Genomic DNA, 18,425 nt, shown 5'->3' with positions numbered 1-18,425 from the left:
GCTCAGATCTCCATGATTTCTTTTTCCTTGGCCGCGAAAACGGCGTCGGTCCTGGCGATGTATTCGTCCGTCAGCTTCTGGACGTCGTCCTGGGTCTTGCGGAGTTCGTCCTCGGTGATCTCCTTGGCCTTTTCCTGCTTCTTCAGCGCATCGTTGGCGTCGCGCCGAATATTGCGAATACCGACCTTGGCCTCCTCGGTGAACTTCTTGGCGATCTTGACCAGCTCCTTGCGCCGTTCCTCGGTCAGAGGCGGGATGATGATCCGCAAGGTCTTACCGTCGTTGACCGGGTTCAGGCCCAAATCAGACTTGAGGATGGCCTTTTCCACATCCTTGAAAGCTCCACGATCCCAGGGCTGGATGGAAATGGTCCGGCTGTCCGGGATGGAGATGGAAGCCAGTTGATCCAAAGGGGTCGACGTACCGTAGTAGTCCACCCGAATCCCGTCCAGCAAGGCCCCGGAGGCCCGACCGGTCCGCAGCCTTTTGAATTCCCTGTCCAGGCTTTGCAGGGACTTCTCCATACGTTCCTTGTTGTCGTCCAGTACGGATGTCATGCTTATTCTCCTCCTGTGACCAGCGTTCCCGTAGGTTCTCCCAGTGCGACCCGCTTGATGTTGCCCGCGGTAAAGAGATTAAAGACCACGATGGGCAGATTGTTGTCCATGGCCAGGGAAATGGCCGTGGAGTCCATGACCTGCAGGCGCTTTTTCAGAACGTCGATGTAGGAGATGTGCGGGAACAGCCGGGCGTCTTGATCCTTTTTCGGATCCTTGTCGTAAACTCCGTCCACCTTGGTGGCCTTGAGGATGGCCTGGACCTTGAGTTCGGCCCCGCGCAAGACCGCGGCGGTGTCCGTGGTGAAAAACGGGTTGCCGGTGCCCGCAGCGCAGATCACCACCCGTTTCTTTTCCAGGTGCCGGATGGCCCGGCGGCGGATGTAGGGTTCGGCCACCTGCTGCATGGGAAAGGCGGTCATCACCCGGGTGGTCAGACCCAACTTCTCCAGACCGTCCTGCACGGCCAGGGAGTTGATCACCGTGGCCAGCATGCCCATATAGTCGGCTCCGGCCCGGTCCATGCCCCGGGAGGCGGCTGAGAGACCGCGAAAAATGTTCCCTCCGCCGATCACCAGGGCCAATTCGACCCCCAGTTCGGCGACCTCGACCATTTCCCGACAGAACGTGTCAATGGTCTCGGGATCGATCCCGAACTGGTTGGGCCCGGCCAGGGCTTCGCCGCTGATTTTCAGCAATATCCTGGGATAGCGCAGTTCCGTCATGCCGACTCCTGCGGCCCGGGCCGCGGGTTGAACGTGTTCACCGTAGGGGCACGGCGTGCCGCGCCCCTACGGTTCATCCGGATCTTGTTAGGCTTCTTCACCCAAGGCCATCCGCACGACCCGGCCGACCTGGATGTTTTCGCCGAGTACGGCGATGGTTTCCGTGATCAGATCCTTGATCTTGCGGGAATCGTCCTTGATGAAGGCCTGCTCCAGGAGGCAGACTTCCTGGGCGAACTTCTTCATCCGTCCGTCCACGATCTTGGGAATGATGTTTTCCGGCTTGCCTTCGTCCCGGGTCTGCTGGGTGACGAATTGGCGCTCCCGCTCCAAAACGTCCTCCGGAATGTCCTCCGGGGCCACGCACAGCGGAGCCGTGGCGGCCACCTGCATGGCCAGATCCTTGGCCAATTCCAGGAACTTTTCGTTCTTGGCCACGAAGTCGGTCTCGCACTTCAGTTCGACCATTACTCCGATCTTGCCGTTGGAGTGGATGTAAGACCCGATAAAGCCCTGGGACGTGGCCCGGCCGGACTTCTTCTGGGCCTTGGCCAAGCCTTTTTCGCGCAGCCAGAGCAAGGACTTTTCCTGGTCTCCGTCGCACTCCTGCAGCGCTTTTTTGCAATCCATCATGCCCGCGCCGGTACGCTCGCGCAGCTCCTTCACCAAACTTGCGGAAATGGCCATTTATTTCTCCTCCGTAGCGTCTTTTTCACTTTCCGTTTCAGCCCCTTCGCTCTCCGCCGCGGCCTGGGTCAGCGCTGCCTCGGCGGACTTTTCAGCGGCCTGGTCCATGTCGCGCATCCTGGCCGCACCCTCGGTGCAGGCGTCGGCGATGCTCGCGGAGAACAGCTTGATGGCCCGGATGGCATCGTCGTTGCCGGGAATGATGAAGTCGATCAGGTCCGGATCGCAGTTGGTGTCCACCACGGCGACCACTGGAATGTTCAACTTGCGGCATTCCTGGATGGCGATGTCTTCCCGGTTCGGGTCGATGACGAAGGCCGCCTGAGGCAGGGACTCCATGTCCTTGATCCCGCCCAGGGCCAGGTTCAGCTTTTCCACGTCGCGCTGCATGCGCACGATTTCCTTCTTGACGAACCGATTCACGGTGCCGTCCTCGAACATGGTTTCCAGCTTCTTCAAGCGCTGAATGCTGCTGCGAATGGTCTGAAAGTTGGTCAGGGTACCGCCCATCCAGCGATGGGTCACGGAAAACATGCCCACCCGAGCGGCTTCCTGCTTGATGATCTCCCGGGCCTGGGGCTTGGTGCCCACGAACATGACCTTACCGCCCTGGGCCACGGTATCGGCGATGAAGTCGTGAGCCTTTTGGAACATCTTCACGGTCTGCTGCAAGTCGACGATGTGAATGCCGTTGCGCGCACCGAAGATATACGGACGCATCTTGGGGTTCCAACGCCGGGTCTGGTGACCGAAATGCACTCCGGTCTCCAGCATCTGCTTCATAGTCACGTACGCCATAACACTACTCCTTGAACTGGTGGGTTTTTCCTCCACCCTCCGCATTTGAACCCGCTCACTTTCGTCACGGACGAAAGACCCTCGGGCTTCTCGGAGGATGTGCGAATTTCGAACCGTGTTCAATTAGGCTAAAAAGGAACAACTGGCAAGCAAAAAATCAGGCAACTTCCTTCCGAAAACATCGCAACCCTTTACAGGCGGTTCGGATTGCGATAGCGAATTTCCATTGCTGGGGGAGCCGCGAGGCTGAGAGGGAGTACACGCTCCGACCCTTGGAACCTGACACGGACCATGCCGTCGTAGGGAAGCACCGCGCAGATCGCCTTTTCGGACCGCAGAGCTTCATGCCAGGTTCCGAAAAGGCGTTTTTTTTATAACTACTCAGTACATTTTGTGTCCGATCTTGCTCCGGCAATCGGAGTCGGGGTCGGCGCTTCGCTATCGGATTCGGAATCGAAACAGGAAGAATTTAGAACGCATCCCAGCGTTTTCGATCCCGATCCCGATTCCGATTCCGACCCCGGCAACAGAACTACTCTGTGCTGAGTAGTTACTTTTTTTTGGGCTCGAAGACCAAAGGAGGTTGGGTTTGCAAGTGATCGTCAACGGAGCGACCGAATCCCTTCAGGAGGACGTCACGCTTCATGACCTGATTGCATCCAGGGGCCTGGACCCGTCCCGGGTCGTGGCCGAGTTGAACCGAGAGATCATGCCGGGAGACCAGTTTCAGGAAACCAAACTCCAGGAGGGTGACCGGCTGGAGCTGTTGCAGTTCGTGGGAGGTGGCTGATGCAGGACCTGATGGACGACCTGTTCGAGATCGGCGGGGAGCGCCTGGGCAGCCGGTTGTTCACCGGCACGGGCAAATATGGTGACGACGCGGTGATTCCTGAGGTCTGCGCGGCCTCCGGGTCCGAGGTGATCACCGTGGCCCTGCGGCGGGTGGATTTCCAGGCCGCCGCGGGTAATGTCATGGACCACATCCCCAAGACCATGCGCCTGTTGCCCAACACCTCCGGAGCGCGCACCGCGGACGAGGCCGTGCGCATCGCCCGGCTGGCCAAGGCCATGGGCTGCGGCAGCTGGATCAAGATCGAGGTCATCGCGGACAACAACCATCTGCTCCCGGACGGCTACGCCACGATCAAGGCCACGGAAACTCTGGCCGCCGAGGGCTTCGTGGTTCTGCCCTACGTCAACGCGGACCTGTACGTGGCCCGTGACCTGGTATCCGCGGGAGCCGCGGCGGTGATGCCCCTGGGCGCGCCCATCGGCACCAACCGCGGCCTGCAAACCAGGGAGATGATCCGCATCCTGATTGAGGAGATCGACCTGCCGATCATCGTGGATGCCGGACTGGGTCGGCCTTCCCATGCTTGTGAGGCCATGGAAATGGGCGCGGACGCGGTGCTGGTGAACACGGCCATTGCCACGGCCGCCGATCCCGTGGGCATGGCCAAGGCCTTTGGTGAAGCCGTGCGGGCCGGACGTCGTGGGTTCCTGGCCGGGGCCGGGGTACAGCGCCTCAAGGCCGACGCTTCCTCGCCGTTGACCGGCTTTTTGGAGGGGTGACGCCCATGAGCTTTGCCGAAGTCATGGACGCCTACGCCGGTCTGGACATGCCCAAGGTCATCCATGACTCCCAGCGCCAGGACGTCCTTCGAGCCCTGGGAAAAAACCGGCTTGGGCCAGAGGATCTGTTGGCCCTGCTGTCACCGGCTGCCGGAGTCATGCTGGAAGAACTGGCCCGCAAGGCCGCCGTCCTGACCCTGCAGCATTTCGGCCGGGCGGTTCAACTGTTCACCCCGCTCTACGTCTCGGACTTCTGCGCCAATCGTTGCGTCTACTGCGGGTTCAACGCGGAACAAAAAGGTCCGCGTCGTCAGCTTTCCCTGGAGGAGGTCCGCGTCGAGGCCGAGCACATCGTAGCCACCGGACTGCGCCAAATCCTGGTGCTCACCGGCGACGCACGGGCCAAGGCTCCGCCGGAATACCTGGAACAAATCCTGGGAGTACTGCGCGAGTTCTTTCCCAGCCTGCTCCTGGAGGTCTACGCCCTGACCCAGGAGGAATACGCTCGAATGATCGCCGCCGGGGCCGAAGGGCTGACCATTTACCAGGAAACCTACGACCCGGAACTATACGCCCGGATGCATCCCAGCGGCCCCAAGCGGGACTATGCGTTCCGTTTGGACGCCCCGGAACGCGCCTGCCGGGCCGGGATGCGCTGGGTGGGCATCAGCGCCCTGTACGGGCTGGGCGATTGGCGCCAGGACGCCTTCTGGGCGGCCATGCACGCCCGCTGGCTGCAGGACCGCCATCCAGGCGCGGAAATCGGGCTGTCCCTACCCCGGATGCGCCCCCATGCCGGAGCTTGGGAGTCCGAGCACCCGGTTTCGGACCGGGAACTGACCCAGATTCTTCTGGCCCAGCGCCTGTTTCTGCCCCGGGCCGGGATCACCCTGTCCACCAGAGAGCCGGCTCGATTGCGGGAAAACCTGCTGCCCCTGGGCGTAACCCGGCTTTCCGCCGGGGTGTCCACCTCGGTGGGCGGGCACGGAGCGGACCAAGCCGGAACACCCCAATTCGAGGTGGCTGACGACCGGAGCGTTGGCGACATCGCGGCCATGCTTCGGGGCAAGGGGTTTCAGCCGGTGTTCAAGGACTGGCAGCCATTAGACTTGGTGACGGCATGAACCTCGTGGAACAGGGCATCGCCCACCACATCGGCTCGGACGCCCTGACCCGCCTGCAACAGGTACGCGTCGGCTTGGCCGGGGCCGGGGGGCTGGGCTCCAACTGCGCCCACGCCCTGGTCCGCTCCGGATTCAATCGCTTCGTGCTTGTCGATTTCGACCGGGTGGAACCGTCCAACCTGAATCGGCAGTTCTTCTTTCCGGACCAGATCGGCCTGCCCAAGGTGGTGGCCCTGGCCGCCAACCTGTTGCGGATCAACCCGGACCTGGACCTGGAGTTGCACGAAGAACCGATTACCCCCGTTAATGTCAACCAGCTTTTCAAGAACTGCGACACCGTGGTGGAATGCGTGGATGACCCGTCCGTGAAAAAGCTGCTCACCGAGGCCATGATTCCGACAAAGTCCCTGTTTGTGGCCGCTTCCGGGATTGCCGGATGCGGCGATGCCGACCGGATTCAAACCCGACGAATCCGGGACAACTTCTTTCTTGTGGGCGACGAGCAAACCGCCGCCTGTTCGGATACGCCGCCCCTTGCCCCTCTGGTAACCCTGGCGGCCGCGAAGCAGGCCGACGTGGTGCTGCATTATTTTCTGCATCAACAGATAGAGGAAAATCGCCCCGACAATCCGGACGGGGCGGACACACAGGGCGGACACACGGGGCACAGCACAGGTATGCATGAACAGGGCGCACACACAGGTGCGCCCCTACGGAATTGCATTGGTCAACCGTTGAACCGTTGAACCGTGAACCGTTGAACCGTGAACCGTTGAACCGTTGAACCTTCAACATCAAGGAAGCGTTTCATGAACAATCCCTTGCGCGATATCGATCTGTACTGCCTGACCAGCGAGGAGCACTCCCTGGGCCGGTCCAGCCTGGAGGTGGTCCGGGCCATGCTGGACGCCGGAATCAGGCTCATCCAATACCGGGAGAAGGACAAACCCGGACGAGTCAAATATGAGGAATGCGCGGCCATCCGGGAGCTGACCCGCAAGGCCGGAGCCCTGTTCCTGGTCAACGATGACGTGGCCGTTGCCCAAGCCGTGAACGCGGACGGCGTGCACGTGGGCCAGGACGACCTGCCCGTCCCGGTGGTCCGCCGTCTGCTCGGCCCGGACAAGATCATCGGTCTGTCCACCCACTGTCCGGATCAGGCCCGGGCCGCGGTGGCGGCCGGGGCGGACTACATCGGCGTGGGGCCGATCTTCGCCACCAAGACCAAAAAGGACGTCTGCGCCCCGGTGGGCCTGGAGTACCTGGAATGGGTCACGGCCAACCTGTCCGTCCCGTTCGTGGTCATTGGCGGGATCAAGGAGCACAACATCGGCGAGGTCGTCCAGCGTGGGGCGTCCTGCGTGGCCATGATCACGGAGATCGTCGCCAAACCGGATATACCGGGGCAAATCCAGGCCCTGCGTAAAGCCATGCAACAAAATATGAGGGAAACAAGATCATGAGTTGGACAACCCAGATGAATGCTGCCCGCCAGGGCATTGTCACGGACCAGATGCGCATCGTTGCGGCCAAGGAAAACCTGCAACTGGAAACCTTGATGGAGCGCATGGCCTCAGGCGAGGTGATCATTCCGGCGAACAAGAATCACGTCCACCTGGCCCCCGAAGGGGTCGGGCGTGGGCTGCGCACCAAGATCAACGTCAATCTTGGCATTTCCAAGGACGCCTGCGACATGGACCTGGAAATGGAAAAGGTCCGCCATGCCCTGCGCCTGGGAGCCGAGGCGATCATGGACTTAAGTTGCTTCGGCAAAACCCGCGAGTTTCGGCAAGCCCTGATCGCCGAATCCCGGGCCATGATCGGCACGGTGCCCATCTACGACGCCGTGGGTTTTTACGACAAGAATCTCTCGGACATCAGCGCGGACGAGTTTTTCGACGTGGTCCAGACCCATGTGGACGACGGCGTGGATTTCCTGACCATCCACTGCGGCCTGAACCGGCTGACCGCGGAGCGCATTGACAAAACCAATCGCCTGACCTCCCTGGTCTCCCGGGGCGGCTCCCTGCTCTATGCCTGGATGAAGGAAAACGACGCCGAAAACCCGTTCTACGAGCACTACGACCGGCTGCTGGAGATCTGCGCGAAACACGACGTGACCCTGAGTCTCGGCGACGGCTGCCGACCCGGCTCCCTGCACGACGCCACGGACGCGGTCCAGGTCCAGGAAATGATCGTCCTGGGCGAGCTGACCAAACGGGCCTGGGAGCGCGACGTCCAGGTGATGATCGAAGGCCCCGGACACATGGCCCTGAACGAGATCGCCGCGAACATGGTCCTGGAAAAACGGCTCTGCCACGGCGCGCCCTTCTACGTCCTCGGCCCCCTGGTCACGGACGTGGCCCCGGGCTACGACCACATCACCAGCGCCATCGGCGGAGCCGTGGCCGCTGCCGCCGGGGCGGATTTCCTCTGCTACGTCACCCCGGCGGAACACCTGCGCCTGCCCACCCTAGACGACATGAAGGAAGGCATCATGGCCTCCCGCATCGCGGCCCACGCCGCGGACATCGCCAAAGGCATCCCCGGGGCGCGCAACTGGGACGACAAGATGTCCAAGGCCCGCGCCGACCTGGACTGGGAGTCCATGTTCAACCTGGCCCTGGACCCGGAAAAAGCCCGCGCCTACCGGGAGTCCTCCAAACCGGCCCACGAGGATTCCTGCACCATGTGCGGCAAGATGTGCGCGGTGCGGACCATGAAACGGCTCAAGGAAGGGAAGGATATTCGGTTGGATGATTGAGGATGGGACGCGATAACCGCCTACATCGCGTCATCAAACTCGTCCCGATACCGCGCCGTGCCGCCGTCTTTAGGCAGGGCGTCAGCGTTCAGCACCGCAACCATGAACGCATCGTCCGGCACCCCTTCCCATTGGCTGACAAGGCGATACGTGGATGCCGGCTCGAAACCGAAGCGCGGGTAGTATTCAGGATGGCCCAGGACGATGACGAACGGGCAGCCGGACAGACGCAAATGGTCAAGCCCGTGCCTGGCCAGCCGGGAACCGATGCCTTTGCGCTGATGGGAAGGCAGCACCGCCATGGGCGCCAGCCCCATCCCCGTCGCGTCGGAGCCGTCCACCGTGACCGGGGTGAACAGGATGTGGCCGACCACGGCACCGTCCTCCACGGCCACAAAAGCGAGATATTCCATGCAGGAACTCCGAAGCGCGTCCACCAAACCCGCCTCCGGGCCGTTCTCGAACGCGGCTAGGTTCAGGTGATGAATGGCGTTCTGGTCTTGGGATTCTTCCAATCGGATTTCGAGCATGACAAGATTCCTTTTCAAAGCGGTCGTGACGTAAGGGATGAAGGATTCATGTTCGCCCCTTGATAATAAGCTTCCATTTTAGCTGGAAGGCTCGATAATCTGTAAAAGCTGTTCTCGGATCTCTTTTGCCGTCGCCGCAAGATCGACAGTGGCAAATCGAATCTCATGATTCTGGATCACGACGGCCTCGTTAACCATATCACCCACCGATGGATGAAGAAGCAAACCCGAGGCTTTCTCCGCGAGCAATTCTCCGCTGCCTTCCTGTGACCGCAAATATGCGTATATCTGATAAACATACCCGCTACGTAGAGATTCTTCCCGATACCAGCCACGAGTGACAACGGAGTTGAACTTGGTGTCGATAACAATGCGACGTTCCGTTCCAGAGTGATCAAGGATGATGTCGGTCCGCATGGAGGGCAGGATTCTGTCTACGCCTGGACTTTTACGATCAATCTGCCACTCAATCATCTTGCCAGAGCCGACACGCCACCCTTTTTCTGAAAGCACAACATCGTAGAATCCAGCGATACCTTTTTCGTAAAGTTTCCGAACCCAGCTGATTTCTCGGTCCGGCAACGACAAGCGCCTCGAACCTTCGGCTTCCGTTGGCAAGGCAAGGTTGAAAGCCAAGTGGGCTGCGGCAACCATTGGTTGGTCATCAATATCGTGTCTGCCAAAGCGGTCGATGAAATCATCGCCACAGCCAGGCCGTTCGCCGGTTACCCCCATCTGCCTCAAGCTTGCGGCCAGCGCCTTGCATCGACGGGCCAGCCCATTACGGCGGACTACTTTGGAGATTTCCTCAAGGGCCGAACGCACAAAGCGGTTTCGAACAGTATCGATGGTCAATTCATCGAACCGGCAAGCCACTTTTCCCCGGTCAAGCAAGCGGCGTCTTTCGGTATTCAGCAGGTCGATACGTCCGCGAACCCGGTTCAGTTCAGCTTCCCGTGACTGGTAGCCATAGCTCAAATTGCGTTGGATGCGGCGTTCAACCTGACGGCAGAGCATTTCCGCCACCAGATCCGGAATATCATCCGGATTGTCCTCGACGGCGACCTTGGCTCTTTCAATGTCCCGGAAAAGGTTCGATGCGTACAGCATAAGCAGCCAAAGGTTGCGCACCGGGATGCGGCCGATCCGACCGCCCCTATCCTTTGGACTTGATTCACATTCAGGTGTCCCCAAAGTCACGGTCAAAAACCTTCAAGCAGACGTTCCCTGGCTTTCTTGGACTTTTCAAGTGCATCGAACCAATACTCATCGAGCAGCGGCCCGATTTCTGTGTCAACGACTTGGCGGAACCATTCTCGGGCATTATTGATTGGCACACCGAACGGGGGCGTGACATAACTGTGTCCCACACGAAATTGTGGCCCAAGGCCGGTGTCTGCGGAAATATTACTGTTCAGGGCAGTGAGGCGATGCTCGATCTCAGCAAGGATTTCAACATCAATTCCGCACTGGGACTGAACCCAGTCTTGCCAAGGCTTGCCGAGTGTGGGCTCCAGGTCGATGAAGGCAAAACGACGCCTTAGTGCCAGATCGACCAGTGCAAGGGAACGGTCGGCAATATTCATCGTACCGATGACGTACAGGTTGTCTGGGATGAAAACGCGTTCGCCATCCGACCGCTTATAGGAAAGCTCCAGGGCTTCGTTCGGCGTTCTCTTGTCCGCCTCAAGCAGCGTCAGCATTTCCCCAAAAATCTGTGCGGGGTTCCCTCGGTTGATCTCTTCGATGACGACGACGTGTCGTGATGTGGGCTCTTTCGAGGCTGACTTCATCATCTCCAGAAACGGGCCGTCCACAAGAGTAAGTTTTCCGTCGCCGATCGGTCGCCAGCCACGAATGAAGTCTTCGTAAGAGAGGTTTGGGTGAAATTGGACAGCTCGGACTTTGCTGTCGTCGCGTTGCCCGATCAAGGCAAAAGCCAATCGCTTTGCCAGCCACGTTTTTCCAGTTCCCGGCGGCCCCTGGAGTATCAGGTTTTTCTTGGTTCGTAGGCGTTCAAGAATTTTTTCGATTTTTTCTCGCGAGATGAAGCAACCATCCGAGAGAATGTCATCAAGGGAGTATGGTTCAATGGGTGCAACAGTGAAATCTTCCTCGGGTGCCGAATCCGCGTCATCATCCTGTATCTCAGGATCTGGGGGAGGTGGAGGTGGCCGTCTCCCCTTAAAAAGCCATGCCGCTAGTGAAAGCTCCGGAAAAGAATGCACAGGGTAAGCGTCCTCTTGAAAGCGTGCCTCAAGGGTATCCAGCAGTTCGAGATAATCACGCGCACTACAGCGACCCTTTGGGCCGTTTTTTCCGATTTGGATATTGAGTTTTTTGCTGATGTAATTCTGTGATTGACCGTCAAGCGTAGGGAAGCTCCATGGGCGGATCCAGTAAAGCCCCATGGTCAGATTCCACCCAACTCCCCAGCGCTCTGAGGCGTTGTCGAACGCCGCGGTAAATGCTGATCGTGTTTCGGCATCACTCGTATCGGAGAAGGCAATCGCTTGGGCAAATATCTCCCATAGAGCGTCTATGTCGTCTGGTTGGCGTTGATAGCTGTAAGCAAAAAACCATGACCTTTGATTATTTACAACGGGAATCCCCTCAAAGGAATCGGGAACCGCTACCGATACGCCAAGAAGGCTCGCCAGCTCATTCGCCAAAGCTTTGCGATTGGCATCTGTAATCCCCCTGTTGAAAATGCCCATGACGGTAAATGGGCATATATCTTTCAGTGGTCCGCCGGGAACTCCTTTCTCATACTGATCATTCAGGATGGACATGCAGTCATGTCTTTCGGCAATGACGTGGATGCTGGAAACCATTTCACTGCGTCGATTCCTGAAGGAAAGGATCTGATCAGCCATCGCCTCATAAAAACGAGTCCAGTTGAAGCGACGCTTATCGGCGACTGTGTCGCCAAAACGCTCACGCCAGTAAGGAGCGTTGCGAAACCGATTGATGTCTTGAGACTTTTCCTCAAACGTAAAACCAATCAGCGCATCCGTGGTCCAATCACCCGGCAAAACACGCCAAACCGTGCTTCTGTTGGTATAGAAATACCATTCACGCGGAGGATCATATGGTTTCCAGTCAACCTTCAAGGTTCGTCCGTCGCCGTAATTCTCCTTGACCTTGCCAATGGCCTTGATTGCCATGACGGAAACCGTTTGGCCTCGGTTATCAAAGGGCAGATCGAGCTTCCGTGTATAGGAAGCCTTGATCGCAATACGATCTCCCGCCTGGATGGACTTGACCGTTTCGAGGTATTTGTCCTGATAACCATTCTCCCATATGCCTTCCCGCAGGAAGCGAGAAGTTTGATCTTCAGTTCTCCCGTACGATGCCCCCACAAACCAGCAGGCCCGAGCACCGGCTCCTTCAGGTTTAGAACTCATTATCGTTTCCTTTGTGTTTTTCATCGAAAACCCTGTGCCTTGTCAGAAGTAGGCTTCGAGTTGCAGATACTTCAATTTCATCCGGTATCCTTACAGACACAAAAACAAAACCCCCATGGCTGTACCATGGGGGCGCGATATGGCGGTATTACAAATAGCATTTCCAGCCCCTTTAATTGACAAAAGGTTCATTGCGGATTGGCCGCTGGCGGAAGATGCAGTTCCCGCAAAAGATCAAGCGCATTTGCAAGACGTTTGTTTCGCGTTTTCAATCCTTTGCGCTTGATGATTTCCTTTTGCCAATCATCCACCTTTTCGTATTCAGCCAACCAATTGGCTGTAGCAGCTAATTCCAATGCCGTTATATTGGATTTGGAAAAACGTTGGATCTGATTCTTGAATGAACTTATGGTGGAGCTTGCTGAAGAACCATTTCCACCAGTCAATTCAAAGATACTGTAACTTGCTCCATCGCTCTTGCGGTTGGCAATTACTTCCTTGACAAGGCCAAATGCCTTCGCGTCCAGAATTGCCCGGTCCAGATCATGTGAAAACGGGCCGTAATGATGGTAGCTGTACTCAAACCCAAGATCACATCCCATTTGCTCAAGAAGATAGGCAATTTTTTGGAGTCGAACACGACTGACCAGTTTCTGATCCGGAGCCAAGGCAATGATGTCGGCCACGAATTGTTCCTTGCCTTGCATGTCATGTCTTCCTTGGAATGGTCAAAGACGATATGCCCATGTGCGACACCACGGAAACGCCCATCTTCCTGTCTGGAATTATTGATAAAATCCATCCATTGTCACTTGATAAAGATTCGAACCTGCCACGATTCCTCAAAAAATGGAAGCATGATCCCGTCAACGAAATCTGGCCAAGCCCCCTGACAGTTCAAGGCATTCCCGCCAGAAAACACGACATTCACGACAATCCTGTCCGCGACTTTTCTTGTGCAACTGGCCATTGCCTGATCCGTTTTTGCATCTCCTCGTTGTCGATCACCCGTTCGGCGCGAACATCTTCCAGCCCCCTGACGGACATTTTTTTTGCCGTGGACATGCCCTTTTCCTCCAAATCACTTCTTCCGGCACCTGTACTGTCGTGGTGAATTACAGTGCTTCGACGGCATTATGGTGCGATTCCGGAAGCAGGATTTTGCCCACTGTTTCTTCGAGAGCAGCAATCGGGATGGCGTCAAGAATCAATTTTCCAGACAACGCGCTGAACGGATCGACTGGATCAAGGCGGCATTGCAAGATGGACAGGCTGATATTTTCGTGGGCTGGGACAGCAGCAAACGGCGGTACGATCATTCTCGTCGCGTAACGCTGGTGATGGGGGATTATGTGGTGGTGATTCGGCTCACAGGCCAAAAGAAAGCGGTCTTCGTCACCGCATTCGTGGCGGACTCGGCGATGACGCTGGACCGCATCAAGGGAAGCCCGAGGTGGACTCGGCTTCAGACATAAAAAACCGCTGATTCACCAGGTGGGCTCAGCGGTAAGCCTTTGCAGGTTCTGCAGCCGCTGGCTGAGAACGAATTCAGTGATGACTATTTGGGCCGGAAAGTCAAGCTGGTCGGCAATAAGAATTGACATGTCGCCCAATCAGAAACCCTGCTGAAGCTGGGCCGGGCCATGCAACAGTCCATTGACGGCGATACCAAGAGCTTTCAACTGGATTACATCGACTGGAAGCACCCGGAGAACAACGCCTACCACGTGGCCGAAGAGTTCGCGGTGGAGCGCTGCGGCAGTCACGAGACGCGGCGGCCGGATGTCGTTTTATTTGTCAACGGCATCCCTTTTGTGGTGATCGAGTGCAAGCGGCCGGACCTGAAAGACGCCATCGGCCAGGCGGTCAGCCAGCAAATCCGCAACCAGCAACAGGACCAGATTCCCCGCTTGTTCCACTACGCTCAGCTCCTGCTGGCGGTTTCCAAGAACGAGGCCAAGTACGCCACGGTGGGCACTCCGGCCAAGTTCTGGGCGGTATGGAAAGAAGAGCTTGGACCCGAGGAAACGGCATCGCTGAAGCAACTTGTGAGCATACCGCTCACGGAAGAACAGGTGGACAAGGTGTTGGCCTCCCGAAAGTGGCTGGTGAAGACGGACTTCGCCGGATACGGCAGCCTTGAGCGGCAGATAACCGAACAGGATCGGGCGCTGTACGCCTTGTGCCGCCCGGAACGGCTCCTGGAATTGACGTATCGATTCATGCTCTTCGATGCCGGGGAGAAAAAGGTTGCGCGGTATCAGCAGTATTTTTGCGTGAACAAGATCATGGAGCGGATTCGCCGCCTACAGCAGGACGGCCGCCGACAAGGCGGCGTGGTCTGGCACACCCAGGGCAGTGGAAAAAGCTTGACCATGGTGATGCTGGCCGAGGCGATCACGCTGGAAGGCGGCATTGACAATTACAAGATCATCCTGGTGACCGATAGGGTGGATCTGGACGACCAGATTTACAAGACGTTCCACCATTGCGGCACGGTGCCGGTGCAGGCCAAGACCGGCAAGCATTTGGCCGAACTGCTGCGCGACAACACGGCCCGGATCATCACCACGGTGATCGACAAGTTCGAACTGGCGGTGAGCAAGACCGACGTGCGGGACGAGAATCCGGACATATTCGTGCTGGTGGATGAAAGCCATCGCGGGCAGTACGGTGAGCTTCACGCCAAAATGAAGAAGGCCCTGCCCAACGGATGTTTCATCGGATTCACCGGTACGCCGGTGATGAAGAAGGACAAGAACACCATCGAGCGGTTCGGCGGACTGATCGACACGTACACCATTGAGCAGGCGGTCAAGGACAAGGCCGTGGTGCCGTTGCTGTACGAAGGCCGGCACGTGGACCAGAAGGTGGACACCGAATCGGTGGATGCCTGGTTCGAGCGGATCACGGGAAACCTGAGCCGGGAGCAGAAGGCGGATCTGAAGAGAAAATTTTCCTCGACGGATCAATTGAACAAAGCCCAGCAGAAAGTCATGCGCATCGCCTGGGATGTGGGCGAGCATTTCCGCGACAACTGGCAGGGCACGCCGTACAAGGCCCAACTGGTCGCCCAGGACAAGGCCACGGCGCTGCTTTACAAAAAGTTCCTCGACGATTTCGGTCTGGTCGGCTGCGAGGTGCTGATCTCCGGCCCGGACGAGCGCGAAGGCGAAGAGGACGTGCATGAGGAATCCACGGACGAGGTGAAGGCGTTCTGGAAGAAAATGATGGCCAAGTACGGCAGCGAAAAGGAGTACAACCGTCAGGTCATCAGTGCCTTCAAGAACGCCGAGCAGCCGGAAATCATCATCGTGGTGGACAAGTTGCTGACGGGATTTGATGCGCCGCGCAACACGGTGCTGTACCTGACGCGCCGGTTGAAGGGACACTCCCTGCTCCAGGGCATCGCCCGCGTGAACCGACTCTATGACGGCAAGGATTTCGGCTACATTATCGACTACCGCGGCGTGCTTCAGAATCTCGATGAAGCGCTGGACATCTACAGTCGACTCTCGGAGTTCGACATGGCCGGCCTGGACGATCTGAGCACCGCGCTGTCGGATGTGCGGTCCGAGGCACAAAAACTGCCGCAGCGGCATTCGGACCTTTGGGAGGTGTTCAAGACGGTCCGAAACCAGCGGGACGAGGAAGCCTACGAACTGCTGCTGGCGGACGAGGAGCTGCGCGGGAGGTTCTATGAACGGCTCAGCGCCTTCTCGCGGACCCTGGGCGTCGCGCTGTCGTCGTCGGCGTTTCTCGAAGCCACGCCCGAAGCCAAACTGCAAAAGTACAAGGCCGATCTGCGCTTTTTCATGCACCTGCGGACTTCGGTGCGCAAGCGATATGCCGAGGTGGTGGATTTCAAGGAGTATGAAGCCCGCATCCAGAAGCTGGTGGACCAGCACGTCGGCACCGGGGAGGTGGAGAAAATCACCGACCTGGTGAACATCTTCGACGCCGACGCCTTTGCCAAGGAAGTGGAGAAGCTGGACAGCGCGGCCTCGAAAGCCGACACCATCGCCTACCGCACCAAGCGGACCATCCATGACCGGATGCAGGAAGATCCGGCGTTCTACCGGCGGTTCTCGGAGATGCTGGAAGACGCCATTCGGGCTTTTCGTGAGCAGCGCCTGTCGGATGCCGAGTATCTGCGGAATGTCCGGGAGATCGCCGAGAAGATCAAGAACCGCACCGGCGACGACATTCCCGCGGAGTTGACCAACCATGACGTTGCCAAGGCGTTCTTCGGGGTACTGCAGGATGTCTTGATGCGGTACGCAGCCGATGGGTTCAACCCTCGCACGGCCAGTACCATGGCGAGCCTGGCCATTGACGAGATCATCCTTCAAAACCGCATCGTCAACTGGACGAACAACACCGACGTACAGAATCGGATGATGAGCGCGATTGAGGATTACCTGTTCGATCTGAAGGATCAGCAGGGGATCGACCTGACCTTCGAGGATGTCGACCGCATCCTGGAGATGGTGCTCGACATAGCCAGAACACGATATGCCTGATGCATCCCCTCAAATCGTGCTCGTGGAACATGCCGGAGAGCATGTTCCCGTCTCGGTTGATTTCAGGGATCGGCAACGCCTGTCGATCTCGGTTCATCCCGACGGGTCGGTGACCGCATTGGCCCCGGCGGGCCGCTCCCTGGACGAGGTGCTGACTCATCTGAATCGTCGCCGATTCTGGATCGCCAAGCAGCGCCGTCACTTCGAGGCGTATCAACCGCTGCCCGTTGAGAAGCGGTATGTGTCCGGTGAAACCCACCTTTACCTCGGTCGGCAATACCGGCTGCGCGTACATCAATCAGACAAGACGTCCGTGCGGCTGATAGGCAGGTTTTTCGAGGTTCACATCCCCACGCCGAAACAGCCCCGACCGATCGCAACGGCCATGAAGGGATGGTATCAAGCGCACGCAGAAACGATCTTCCAAGATCGTCTGCATCGCTGCGCCCAGAATGCGACCCCGCTGCGATTTGGCTTGGACGTGCGACTTCGGGTCAAGCCCATGGAGCGTCGCTGGGGCAGTTGCTCCAAAGCCGGGATGATTACCCTGAACACCGACCTGGTGAAGATGCCGTTGCACTGCATCGACTATGTGATCGTCCACGAGCTGTGCCACCTGCGCATCCATGACCACAGTCCGGCGTTTTTCAGGATGCTGGGCCAGTGCATGCCCGACTGGCAACAGCGCAAGGAGCGGCTGGAGTCAGTGGTTATGCGGTGAGCTCTGCGAATAACGAGCAGCATTCTTGACGGCTATTCCGACAAGACTCCGGGCAATCCGGTCATTGACTCCGGCCATGACCGCCTCCTGCTCCACGTAGAGATTCCTTTCCGCTCCCCAGCGGGCCAGTTCCCTGGCCTGTTCCGAGACGTACCGCTCCGGCTCCCAGGTTCGTTTTGCCGGGTATCCCGGCAGGTCGGTTTCTTCAAGGAACGAAATTGTCGGGAAATAACGCCCGCTGCGCCCCGTGGCCTGCTGCATGTTCTCGAAAATGAACAGGCCGTCCGGATCAAGATCGCCGAAGTGCACCCAGCGGCAGGAATCCGGCAGGCCGCGCAGCAACGCGGTCAATGACGCGCCGGCATACCCGGCGGTATAGACGAGCAGCCCCCTGGGCAGGTCAAGCTGGAGGAACGGGGAGAGGTTTTCGCAGGTGACCACGAGGCCCACCCGGGAAAAATCCCAGTGATGCAGGCCCGCGGCATGGACCGCATCCAGGACCGCCTGGCCGCAGCATGTGGTGACCTGAAGCAGGTCCAACCCCTGTTCGTGCCGGACCGGCTCAAAGGCCTTGATCCGCAGTTCCCCGCCGCCTCCGGCATTGGCTCGCCATTGGGAATAGATGCGCAGAAGCTGATGGTGTTTCTGGAGAAATTTCGAGTTGCCGAAAAGCTCCGCGGAAAGCTGCTGATGCCAGGCCCGCTCCGGGAAGGATGTCTTTGCCCCAAGCGCCTTGGCCAGCCGGAGCGCTTCCCGGGGCAGAGCCGTTATCGCGATATCCAGTCCAAGCTCCTGGAGCAGGCGCTCCGCCTCGGCCTTGTCCCGCAAAAGCCCGGCGCATTGCAGATCAAGAATGTTCCCCAGGGCGTCGTGATCCTTGATCCGGACCAGATTGCCGGTCCTTTCCAGGATGCCGGCCCGCACGTATTCGTCAAGCAGGCTGGTATGGCGGATTGCCTGCTGCTCCTGGAGGTCACGCAGCCGCAGGCAGGTCTTCAGCAGGCATCTTGCCCTCAT

General features: G+C 58.4%; 19 protein-coding genes and 1 riboswitch. Of the genes, 10 read left to right on the top strand and 9 right to left on the bottom strand.

Features of this window, described 5'->3' with window-relative positions; translation table 11 throughout:
* Positions 1-2: 2 nt before the first annotated feature.
* The 4 genes from frr to rpsB all read right to left on the bottom strand — a co-directional run bounded on the left by frr (position 3) and on the right by rpsB (position 2,767).
* On the bottom strand, positions 3-557 hold the full coding sequence (gene frr / locus AC559A_RS01735; RefSeq protein WP_498815865.1) for a ribosome recycling factor: 555 nt from the start codon (positions 555-557) through the stop codon (positions 3-5).
* Positions 558-559: 2 nt separating this feature from the next.
* The gene (pyrH, locus tag AC559A_RS01730) at positions 560-1,282 is read right to left on the bottom strand and encodes a UMP kinase (RefSeq protein ID WP_498815863.1); all 723 of its coding nucleotides are present in this window, start codon (positions 1,280-1,282) and stop codon (positions 560-562) included.
* An 87-nt stretch (positions 1,283-1,369) separates the two neighbouring features.
* Entirely contained in the window at positions 1,370-1,969 is a 600-nt protein-coding gene (tsf, locus tag AC559A_RS01725; RefSeq protein ID WP_028573104.1) for a translation elongation factor Ts, read from the bottom strand.
* Positions 1,970-2,767, bottom strand: coding sequence for a 30S ribosomal protein S2 (rpsB, locus tag AC559A_RS01720; protein ID WP_498815860.1), 798 nt, complete (start codon positions 2,765-2,767; stop codon positions 1,970-1,972). It abuts the gene before it with no gap.
* A gap of 221 nt (positions 2,768-2,988) precedes the next feature.
* Positions 2,989-3,090, top strand: a riboswitch (TPP riboswitch).
* A gap of 272 nt (positions 3,091-3,362) precedes the next feature.
* On the opposite strand from rpsB, the gene thiS reads away from it, so the two are divergent.
* The 6 genes from thiS (at position 3,363) to thiC (ending at position 8,227) form a co-directional block, all read left to right on the top strand.
* A complete protein-coding gene (gene thiS / locus AC559A_RS01715; protein ID WP_498816056.1) occupies positions 3,363-3,557 on the top strand; it encodes a sulfur carrier protein ThiS in 195 nt (64 codons plus the stop codon).
* Entirely contained in the window at positions 3,557-4,339 is a 783-nt protein-coding gene (locus AC559A_RS01710) for a thiazole synthase (protein WP_498815858.1), read from the top strand. The genes thiS and AC559A_RS01710 overlap by 1 nt, the downstream gene beginning before the upstream one ends.
* A gap of 5 nt (positions 4,340-4,344) precedes the next feature.
* Positions 4,345-5,463, top strand: coding sequence for a 2-iminoacetate synthase ThiH (gene thiH, locus AC559A_RS01705; RefSeq protein WP_498815856.1), 1,119 nt, complete (start codon positions 4,345-4,347; stop codon positions 5,461-5,463).
* Positions 5,460-6,209 (top strand): sulfur carrier protein ThiS adenylyltransferase ThiF, encoded by a 750-nt coding sequence (gene thiF, locus AC559A_RS01700; protein ID WP_498815854.1) that lies wholly within the window; start codon positions 5,460-5,462, stop codon positions 6,207-6,209. The genes thiH and thiF overlap by 4 nt, the downstream gene beginning before the upstream one ends.
* A 63-nt stretch (positions 6,210-6,272) precedes the next feature.
* Positions 6,273-6,926, top strand: a complete 654-nt coding sequence (gene thiE, locus AC559A_RS01695; RefSeq protein ID WP_498815853.1) for a thiamine phosphate synthase — start codon at positions 6,273-6,275, stop codon at positions 6,924-6,926.
* Positions 6,923-8,227, top strand: coding sequence for a phosphomethylpyrimidine synthase ThiC (gene thiC, locus AC559A_RS01690; RefSeq protein ID WP_498815851.1), 1,305 nt, complete (start codon positions 6,923-6,925; stop codon positions 8,225-8,227). The genes thiE and thiC overlap by 4 nt, the downstream gene beginning before the upstream one ends.
* Before the next feature lie 20 nt (positions 8,228-8,247).
* Here the strand turns inward: thiC and AC559A_RS01685 are convergent, their stop codons facing one another.
* The 4 genes from AC559A_RS01685 to AC559A_RS01670 form a co-directional block, all read right to left on the bottom strand.
* The gene (locus AC559A_RS01685) at positions 8,248-8,757 is read right to left on the bottom strand and encodes a GNAT family N-acetyltransferase (protein WP_498815849.1); all 510 of its coding nucleotides are present in this window, start codon (positions 8,755-8,757) and stop codon (positions 8,248-8,250) included.
* 78 nt (positions 8,758-8,835) lie between these two features.
* On the bottom strand, positions 8,836-9,957 hold the full coding sequence (mcrC, locus tag AC559A_RS01680) for a 5-methylcytosine-specific restriction endonuclease system specificity protein McrC (protein ID WP_498816054.1): 1,122 nt from the start codon (positions 9,955-9,957) through the stop codon (positions 8,836-8,838).
* A gap of 2 nt (positions 9,958-9,959) precedes the next feature.
* Positions 9,960-12,164 (bottom strand): McrB family protein, encoded by a 2,205-nt coding sequence (locus tag AC559A_RS01675; protein WP_498815847.1) that lies wholly within the window; start codon positions 12,162-12,164, stop codon positions 9,960-9,962.
* A 188-nt stretch (positions 12,165-12,352) separates the two neighbouring features.
* The gene (locus AC559A_RS01670) at positions 12,353-12,871 is read right to left on the bottom strand and encodes a hypothetical protein (protein ID WP_498815846.1); all 519 of its coding nucleotides are present in this window, start codon (positions 12,869-12,871) and stop codon (positions 12,353-12,355) included.
* Positions 12,872-12,909: 38 nt separating this feature from the next.
* Between AC559A_RS01670 and AC559A_RS01665 the strand changes: the two genes are divergently transcribed.
* The 4 genes from AC559A_RS01665 (at position 12,910) to AC559A_RS01650 (ending at position 17,408) form a co-directional block, all read left to right on the top strand.
* Positions 12,910-13,278, top strand: a complete 369-nt coding sequence (locus AC559A_RS01665; RefSeq protein WP_498815844.1) for a hypothetical protein — start codon at positions 12,910-12,912, stop codon at positions 13,276-13,278.
* Between the two features lie 22 nt (positions 13,279-13,300).
* Positions 13,301-13,639 (top strand): hypothetical protein, encoded by a 339-nt coding sequence (locus AC559A_RS01660; RefSeq protein WP_498815842.1) that lies wholly within the window; start codon positions 13,301-13,303, stop codon positions 13,637-13,639.
* Between the two features lie 147 nt (positions 13,640-13,786).
* Complete coding sequence (locus tag AC559A_RS01655) at positions 13,787-16,687, top strand: type I restriction endonuclease subunit R (RefSeq protein WP_498816053.1); 2,901 nt, start codon at positions 13,787-13,789, stop codon at positions 16,685-16,687.
* The gene (locus AC559A_RS01650; RefSeq protein WP_498815840.1) at positions 16,680-17,408 is read left to right on the top strand and encodes a M48 family metallopeptidase; all 729 of its coding nucleotides are present in this window, start codon (positions 16,680-16,682) and stop codon (positions 17,406-17,408) included. Before AC559A_RS01655 ends, AC559A_RS01650 begins: the two co-directional genes overlap by 8 nt.
* Here AC559A_RS01650 and AC559A_RS01645 read toward each other — a convergent pair.
* A complete protein-coding gene (locus AC559A_RS01645; protein ID WP_498815839.1) occupies positions 17,391-18,425 on the bottom strand; it encodes a Wadjet anti-phage system protein JetD domain-containing protein in 1,035 nt (344 codons plus the stop codon). The two genes, AC559A_RS01650 and AC559A_RS01645, sit on opposite strands and share 18 nt — an antisense overlap.

Source organism: Desulfonatronum zhilinae (genome assembly GCF_900182865.1).
GTDB lineage: Bacteria > Desulfobacterota > Desulfovibrionia > Desulfovibrionales > Desulfonatronaceae > Desulfonatronum > Desulfonatronum lacustre.
This window is presented reverse-complemented; position numbering and strand designations above follow the sequence as displayed.

Coding starts and splice junctions, on each gene's coding strand:
- frr (WP_498815865.1), bottom strand. CDS start 557: ATGACATCCGTACTGGACGACAACAAGGAACGTATGGAGAAGTCCCTG.
- pyrH (WP_498815863.1), bottom strand. CDS start 1,282: ATGACGGAACTGCGCTATCCCAGGATATTGCTGAAAATCAGCGGCGAA.
- tsf (WP_028573104.1), bottom strand. CDS start 1,969: ATGGCCATTTCCGCAAGTTTGGTGAAGGAGCTGCGCGAGCGTACCGGC.
- rpsB (WP_498815860.1), bottom strand. CDS start 2,767: ATGGCGTACGTGACTATGAAGCAGATGCTGGAGACCGGAGTGCATTTC.
- AC559A_RS01710 (WP_498815858.1), top strand. CDS start 3,557: ATGCAGGACCTGATGGACGACCTGTTCGAGATCGGCGGGGAGCGCCTG.
- thiH (WP_498815856.1), top strand. CDS start 4,345: ATGAGCTTTGCCGAAGTCATGGACGCCTACGCCGGTCTGGACATGCCC.
- thiF (WP_498815854.1), top strand. CDS start 5,460: ATGAACCTCGTGGAACAGGGCATCGCCCACCACATCGGCTCGGACGCC.
- thiE (WP_498815853.1), top strand. CDS start 6,273: ATGAACAATCCCTTGCGCGATATCGATCTGTACTGCCTGACCAGCGAG.
- thiC (WP_498815851.1), top strand. CDS start 6,923: ATGAGTTGGACAACCCAGATGAATGCTGCCCGCCAGGGCATTGTCACG.
- AC559A_RS01685 (WP_498815849.1), bottom strand. CDS start 8,757: ATGCTCGAAATCCGATTGGAAGAATCCCAAGACCAGAACGCCATTCAT.
- AC559A_RS01675 (WP_498815847.1), bottom strand. CDS start 12,164: ATGAGTTCTAAACCTGAAGGAGCCGGTGCTCGGGCCTGCTGGTTTGTG.
- AC559A_RS01670 (WP_498815846.1), bottom strand. CDS start 12,871: ATGCAAGGCAAGGAACAATTCGTGGCCGACATCATTGCCTTGGCTCCG.
- AC559A_RS01665 (WP_498815844.1), top strand. CDS start 12,910: ATGTGCGACACCACGGAAACGCCCATCTTCCTGTCTGGAATTATTGAT.
- AC559A_RS01660 (WP_498815842.1), top strand. CDS start 13,301: ATGGTGCGATTCCGGAAGCAGGATTTTGCCCACTGTTTCTTCGAGAGC.
- AC559A_RS01650 (WP_498815840.1), top strand. CDS start 16,680: ATGCCTGATGCATCCCCTCAAATCGTGCTCGTGGAACATGCCGGAGAG.
- AC559A_RS01645 (WP_498815839.1), bottom strand. CDS start 18,425: ATGAGGGCAAGATGCCTGCTGAAGACCTGCCTGCGGCTGCGTGACCTC.